This window comes from Streptomyces bobili, assembly GCF_002154575.1.
GTDB classification, from domain to species: Bacteria; Actinomycetota; Actinomycetes; order Streptomycetales; family Streptomycetaceae; genus Streptomyces; species Streptomyces bobili.
The window spans coordinates 1-6,382 of record NZ_MUBA01000459.1; the positions used below are offsets into that span (position 1 = coordinate 1).

General features: G+C 72.0%; 7 protein-coding genes and 1 pseudogene. 1 reads left to right on the forward strand and 7 read right to left on the reverse strand.

The annotated features are described in order from the left end of the window. The 7 genes from BZL64_RS30075 to BZL64_RS40350 all read right to left on the reverse strand — a co-directional run. A partial coding sequence (locus BZL64_RS30075) for a ribonuclease H family protein (RefSeq protein ID WP_107430370.1) occupies nucleotides 1-626 on the reverse strand: 626 nt, incomplete at its 3' end. Nucleotides 627-654: 28 nt separating this feature from the next. Further along, nucleotides 655-1,452, reverse strand: a complete 798-nt coding sequence (locus BZL64_RS30080; RefSeq protein WP_086772308.1) for a VOC family protein — start codon at nucleotides 1,450-1,452, stop codon at nucleotides 655-657. 92 nt (nucleotides 1,453-1,544) lie between these two features. Continuing rightward, a complete protein-coding gene (locus tag BZL64_RS30085) occupies nucleotides 1,545-2,543 on the reverse strand; it encodes an MASE1 domain-containing protein (RefSeq protein ID WP_244205554.1) in 999 nt (332 codons plus the stop codon). Nucleotides 2,544-2,623: 80 nt separating this feature from the next. Beyond that, a complete protein-coding gene (locus tag BZL64_RS30090) occupies nucleotides 2,624-3,451 on the reverse strand; it encodes a PP2C family protein-serine/threonine phosphatase (protein ID WP_086772310.1) in 828 nt (275 codons plus the stop codon). Between the two features lie 154 nt (nucleotides 3,452-3,605). Further along, nucleotides 3,606-5,246, reverse strand: coding sequence for a phosphoglucomutase (alpha-D-glucose-1,6-bisphosphate-dependent) (pgm, locus tag BZL64_RS30095; protein WP_086772311.1), 1,641 nt, complete (start codon nucleotides 5,244-5,246; stop codon nucleotides 3,606-3,608). Between the two features lie 153 nt (nucleotides 5,247-5,399). Next, the gene (locus BZL64_RS30100) at nucleotides 5,400-5,717 is read right to left on the reverse strand and encodes a hypothetical protein (RefSeq protein ID WP_086772312.1); all 318 of its coding nucleotides are present in this window, start codon (nucleotides 5,715-5,717) and stop codon (nucleotides 5,400-5,402) included. A 96-nt stretch (nucleotides 5,718-5,813) separates the two neighbouring features. After that, a complete protein-coding gene (locus BZL64_RS40350; protein WP_086772313.1) occupies nucleotides 5,814-5,990 on the reverse strand; it encodes a hypothetical protein in 177 nt (58 codons plus the stop codon). A 202-nt stretch (nucleotides 5,991-6,192) separates the two neighbouring features. Here BZL64_RS40350 and BZL64_RS30110 point away from each other — a divergent pair. After that, a pseudogene (locus tag BZL64_RS30110) lies at nucleotides 6,193-6,382 on the forward strand (1-acyl-sn-glycerol-3-phosphate acyltransferase); the annotation flags it as partial.

Here is a 6,382-nt window from a genome sequence, read left to right on the forward strand (position 1 = left end):
TTGGCCTTGATCGTGCGGGCGGACGAACCGCCGGCCCGCCGGGGCGAGGCGCCCCCGCCGGACCCGGTTCCCCCGGTGCCTCCGCCGGCCTTGCGGCGTACGGCGGACTTGGCCGGGGCGTCGGGGGCGGGCGGCGGCTCGGACGAACCGAGGGCGCTGCCCGCCGGCTCCTGCACGATCGCCGCCTGGCTGGCGGCCCGGTCGGCGAAGTCGTTCAGCTTGTCGCCGTCGACCTGGTGGGCGGGCACATAGCGGAACTCGACCGTGCGCCCGCGCAGCAGTTCGTCGATGCGCACGACCAGGTCCTGGTTGGCGACCGGCTTGCCCGCGGCGTTCTTCCAGCCGTTGCGCTTCCAGCCGGGCAGCCAGGTGGTGACGGCCTTCATGGCGTACTGCGAGTCCATGCGGATCTCCAGCGGTACGTCGGCGTCGACCGCCGCCAGCAGGCGTTCCAGGGCGGTGAGTTCGGCGACGTTGTTGGTGGCCCTGCCGAGCGGGCCCGCCTCCCAGCGGGCCGGGGCCTCGGAGGCGTCGGAGATCACCCAGGCCCAGCCCGCCGGACCGGGGTTTCCCTTCGAGGCCCCGTCGCACGCGGCCACCACTCGTTCACGCATGCGCACGATCATGCCATGGCCGGGCAGTGGTCCGTCGCGGCTAGGAGACGGCCCTGGTCTGCGGCATCTCGCCCTCGGTGGTGGTGACGTCGATGACCGAGAAGTTCGCGCCCTGCGGGTCGGTGAGGGCGGCGAACCGGCCGAACGGCGTGCCCATCGGGCCGAACCGGAGCTGTCCGCCGAGCTTGGTGGCCTTGGCGACGGCGTCGTCGCAGTCGGGCACGGTGAAGTAGACGTTGATGTAGGAGGGGACCTCGGGCGGGAAGTCGTCGCCCATCGTCATCCGGCCGAGGACGGGGCGCTCGCCCAGGTCGTAGAGGCGGAAGTCGATCCCTTCGTCCTCCATCTGCTTCTGTCCGTACCCGTAGACGGCGGAGAGGAAGGTGTCTGCCTTCTCGGGCTCGCGGGTGAAGACCTCGGCCCAGGCGTAGGCGCCGGGCACGCCCATCGCCTCGAAGCCCTCGTGGCTGCCGGCCTGCCACACGCCGAACACGGCGCCGCTGGGTTCGCGGGCCAGGCACATGGTGCCGAACTCGCCGACCTGCATCGGCTCCATCAGCACCTCGCCGCCGTTCTCGCGGATCTTCGCCGCGGTGCCGGCGGCGTCCTCGGCCGCGAGGTAGAGGCACCAGGCGGACTGGCCCTCCTGTCCGGGCATCGGCGGTACGACGGCGGCGACCGCCTTGCCGTCCGCGTAGGCCTGGGTGTAGTTGCCGTACTCCGACGACGACTCGCCGAAGGTCCAGCCGAGGACATCGCCGTAGAAGCGCTTGGCCCCTTCCAGGTCACTGAACATCGCGTCGGCCCAGCAAGGGGTTCCCTCGGGTTGCACGGCCATGGTGGTGGCCCTTTCCGGTGAGAGCGGTTGGTGTCCGTTTCCTCACGCTAGTCATCGAGTCGCCCGCCCGCGCGCCGAATGTCGGCTGCGTCCTAGCTTCTGCCGGGCGGTCCGTCCTCCGTGCCCTTCGGGGGACGGCCGTAGGGGGCGTCGCCCGCGGTGAGGTGTTCCAGGACCTCGACCAGTTCCTGGCAGGCACGTTCGACGGAGCGGCGCGTGTTGCGCTGTTCGGTGATGACGGCCGACAGCAGCAGGGCGGTCAGGGCCATGGTGCCGTTGAAGGCCTGGAGTTTGCTCATGACCTCGACGCGGGTCAGGCCCGCGAAGGGACCCACCCCGTCGGTGGCCGCGATCGTGGCCAGGACCGAGGTGACCAGGGCGCACAGCATGCTGCCGGCGAGCTGGAAGCGCAGGGCCGACCAGATCAGCAGCGGGTAGACGAGGAAGAGCAGGCTGACATGGCTGTTGGTGGCCAGCGGGATGAGCGCCAGGGCGATGACGGCCAGGCCCGCGGCCTCCTTCCAGCGGGTCAGGGGCGGCGGCCGGCGGGCGGCGTGCACGACGAGCAGCACGGGCGTGACGATGAGGACGCCCATCGCGTCGCCGACCCACCAGGCCAGCCAGACGGGCCAGAAGGCGTGCGCGGGCAACTCGTCGGTGACGAGGAGGACACCCACGCCCACGGTGGAGCTGAGCAGCATCGCGGCCAGCGCCCCGAGGAACACCAGGGCGAGACCGTCGCGCAGGCGGGCCAGGTCGCTGCGGAAGCCCACCTTGCGCAGCATGAGGTAGGCGCAGACGGGGGCCGCGGTGTTGCCCGCCAGATTGAAGACGACGGACGGGCTGAGCGAGGTGAGCGACAGGATGACGAGGAGCGCCCCGAGGGCGATGCCGGCCCAGCAGCGGAGCCCGAGGATCAGCAGGCAGGCCACGGCGACGCCGGAGGGCGGCCAGATGGGAGTGAAGATCGCGCCCTCGACGACCAGCTGGCGCAGCAGGCCCAGCTTTCCGGCCGCGTAGTAGCCGGCCGCGACCGCCGCCGTCTCCGCGGCGAGGACGGCCGGCCGACGCAGAGCGCTGGTACCCACCACAGCAGTCATCAGACACCGGGCCCGTGCCGAGGGCGAGGCGGGAGGCGCCCGGACCGGCCCTATGGCTGAACGCGCCGCCGCTACCCGCCGAGAACGCCGTCGTGCCCGACGACCAGGACGGCCGCGTCGTCCTCGTGCCCGACGCGCTCGGCGCCCTTCATCACGGCGGTGGCGAGGGCATGGGCCTCCAGGCCGGCGACGGCGGCGATGCCGGCGAGGCGCACGACCTGGTCCAGTCCCTCCTCGACGCTCATCGACGGCCCTTCCACGACGCCGTCGGTGAGCAGCACGAACACCCCGCCCTGGGTGAGCCGGTACCGGGTGACCGGGTACTCCATCGCCTCCTGGACGCCGAGCGGCGGTCCGCCCTCGTCCTCGGACACGCCGGACCTGCCGTCCGCGGTGGCCCACACGCACGGGATGTGTCCGGCGCGGGCGCTCTCCACCTCGCCGGTGGCCGGGTCGAGGCGCATGAACGTGCAGGTGGCGAAGAGGTCACCGCCGAGGGAGATGAGGAGGTCGTTGGTCAGGGCGAGGAGTTCGCCGGGCTCGCTGGTGACGGAGGCGAGGGCGCGCAGGCCGACACGGACCTGACCCATGAAGGCGGTCGCCTCGATGTTGTGGCCCTGGACGTCACCGATGGACAGGCCGATACGGCCGTCGGACATCCGGAAGGCGTCGTACCAGTCACCGCCCACGTTGAGGCCGTGGTAGGCGGGCGCGTACCGGACGGCGATCCGGTAGCCGCGCGCGCTGGGCAGGTCCCTGGGGAGCATGCCGCGCTGGAGGGCGATGGCCAGTTCGACGCGGGAGCGTTGCAGTTCCGCGCGTTCGCGTGCCTGGGCGGTGAGCGAACCGAGCCTGGCCAGCAGCTCGTCGCCGTCGTCCGTCGCACGCTTGCGGAACATGGCTCACTCCGGAGAGGACGGTAGCCCCTTCGGGGCGAACCTCATTATTTTACGTTTACTGGATGATACCGACATATCGGATATCACCGGCAGTGCGCCCGCCTCCGGAGGGCGACCACGCGGCGCGGCGGTGAGCCGCGCCGTGGCCCGGTGGTCAGCCGCCGAGGGCCGTCATCACCACGTCCTTCGCCTCCTCCTGCACCTGCCGCAGGTGGTCGGGGCCCAGGAACGACTCGCCGTAGATCTTGTACACGTCCTCCGTGCCGGAGGGGCGGGCGGCGAACCAGGCGTTCTCGGTGGTCACCTTGATGCCGCCGATGGCCGCGCCGTTGCCGGGCGCCTCGGTGAGGACGCCGGTGACCGGCTCGCCGGCCAGGGTGTCGGCGGTGACCTGCGCGGGTGAGAGCTTGGCCAGCAGCGCCTTCTCCTCGCGGGTGGCGGGCGCGTCGATACGGGCGTAGGCGGGTTCGCCGAAACGTGCCGTCAGCGCCGCGTAGTGCTCCGAGGGTGTCTTCCCGGTGACGGCGGTGATCTCGGAGGCGAGCAGCGCCAGGATGATGCCGTCCTTGTCGGTGGTCCACACCGAGCCGTCGCGGCGCAGGAAGGACGCGCCGGCCGACTCCTCCCCGCCGAAACCGAGCGAGCCGTCGACCAGACCGTCCACGAACCACTTGAAGCCGACGGGCACCTCGACGAGACGGCGGCCGAGATCGGCGGCCACCCGGTCGATCATGGAGGACGACACCAGGGTCTTGCCGATGCCCGTGCCGTCCGGCCACTGCTCCCGGTGGGCGTAGAGGTAGGAGATGGCGGCGGCCAGGTAGTGGTTGGGGTTCATCAGGCCCGCGTCCGGGGTGACGATGCCGTGCCGGTCGGCGTCGGCGTCGTTGCCCGTGGCGATGTCGAACCGGTCGCGCTGCGCGATGAGCGAGGCCATGGCGTACGGCGACGAGCAGTCCATACGGATCTTGCCGTCCCAGTCCAGCGTCATGAACCGCCAGGTGGGGTCGGCGAGCGGGTTGACCACGGTCAGGTCGAGGCGGTGCTGCTCCGCGATCCGGCCCCAGTAGGCGACCGAGGCCCCGCCGAGCGGGTCGGCGCCGATACGGACGCCCGCGGCACGGATCGCGTCCAGGTCCAGGACGGCCGGCAGGTCCGCGACGTAGGCGCCCAGGAAGTCGTGACGGCCGGTGCCGGGGGCGGCGAGCGCCCGGCGGTAGGGGACGCGGCGTACGTCCTTCAGACCGGCCGCGATGATCTCGTTGGCGCGGTCCTGGATCCAGGAGGTGGCGTCGGAGCCCGCCGGACCGCCGCTGGGCGGGTTGTACTTGAAGCCGCCGTCACCGGGCGGATTGTGCGAGGGGGTGACGACCACCCCGTCCGCGAGGCCACTGGTGCGGCCCCGGTTGTGGGTGAGGATGGCGTGCGAGACGGCCGGGGTGGGCGTGTAGCCGTCGGCACTGTCGATGAGCACGCTCACGTCGTTGGCGGCGAACACCTCCAGCGCGGTCACCCGGGCGGGCTCGGACAGCGCGTGGCTGTCGGCGCCCAGGAAGAGGGGGCCGTCGGTGCCCTGCGCGGAGCGGTACTCGCAGATGGCCTGGCTGGTCGCGGCGATGTGGTCCTCGTTGAACGCGGTGTTCAGGGAGGAGCCGCGGTGCCCGGACGTGCCGAACGCCACCCGCTGCGCCGGGTCGGCGGGGTCGGGGTGCAGCGCGTAGTACGCCGTGACCAGTCGGGCCACGTCGACGAGGTCCTCGGGGCCGGCCGGCCGGCCCGCTCGTTCGTGCTGCATGGTCCGTTTCCTCCGCATGGGTAGATCGTCGCTCGCCGTCCCATCTTTCCCCGTCGGGGGACCGGTCCGCGAGGGGGCCCCGGTTGCGTTCGTATGCGGTTCCCCGCGTGTCCGCCGGCCCGCGGCCGGGGTCAGACGTCGGTCGGACGTCCGTCAGACGTCGGAGTCGATTCCGGTGACCGCCGCGGCCCCGAGCGGAGCGTCGCTCTCGTCCAGGCCGGACTCCCGCAGTGCCGACTGCGCGAGCAGCCGCGCGCTCTCCTCGGCGTGCGGCCCGGTGTCGGCCTCGACGGTCAGCCGGATGGTGAACGTGTCGTCGTCGTTCAGCGAGAGGGCGTCGAGGTCCTCGCTGTTCCCCATCTGCGTGCGGTGCGGGTCGGCCGGGCTCAGGGAGCGGCTGATCCGGGCCCGGGTGTCCGCGTCGACGCCGGTGGTGAAGGTGCCGGGGACGCTGATCACGTAGGTCGTCATGACGATCCTTTCCTGGGTTCCTTCCCCCGCCTACCCCGACTCCGGCCGGCCATCGGAGAAAGGCCGGACCCACCGGGTGTGGGCCCGCGCGTCCCTTCAGCGTCTGCGGCCGCGCGCCGGCCAGCCGGTGCCGACGCCGCCGAGGTGAAGGGCGAGCAGGGTCAGGCTCAGCAGCATGATGTTGGTGGACGTGAAGGTGTCGTTGGTCGAGATCTCCGCCGCGTTGATCAGGAAGGCGATGAAGAACCCCACCGCCGCGATGATGGCCAGCACGATGTCCGTCCCTTCGGGGTGGTTGCTGCGGGTGTCGGCCCCGGTCGGGTCCGTCGCTCTCCGGATGCCCCCGACCGGGCCGCGAACACCGCCGAACCCGCCGGAGGTCGTACGGGTGTCTGAGTAGGCGTACTCAGGCGCGGCCGTCGCGGCGCCACCAGACTGGGCTCACTCACCCCGCCCCGACCGGAAAGGGCCCGCCGTGCTGATCCGTGCCGCCTCCGTCCTGGTGCCCTTGTTCGGGCACCTGACCGTGACCAGCGACCTCAGGATGCGCCTCTCCTCGGGGACCATCTTCGCGGCCAACCACGATTCCCTGGCCGACCCCGCGGTCGCCATCACGACCGGCTCCACGCCGAGCCCGCGCAGCGCGGCCAGCACGACCGCGGGGT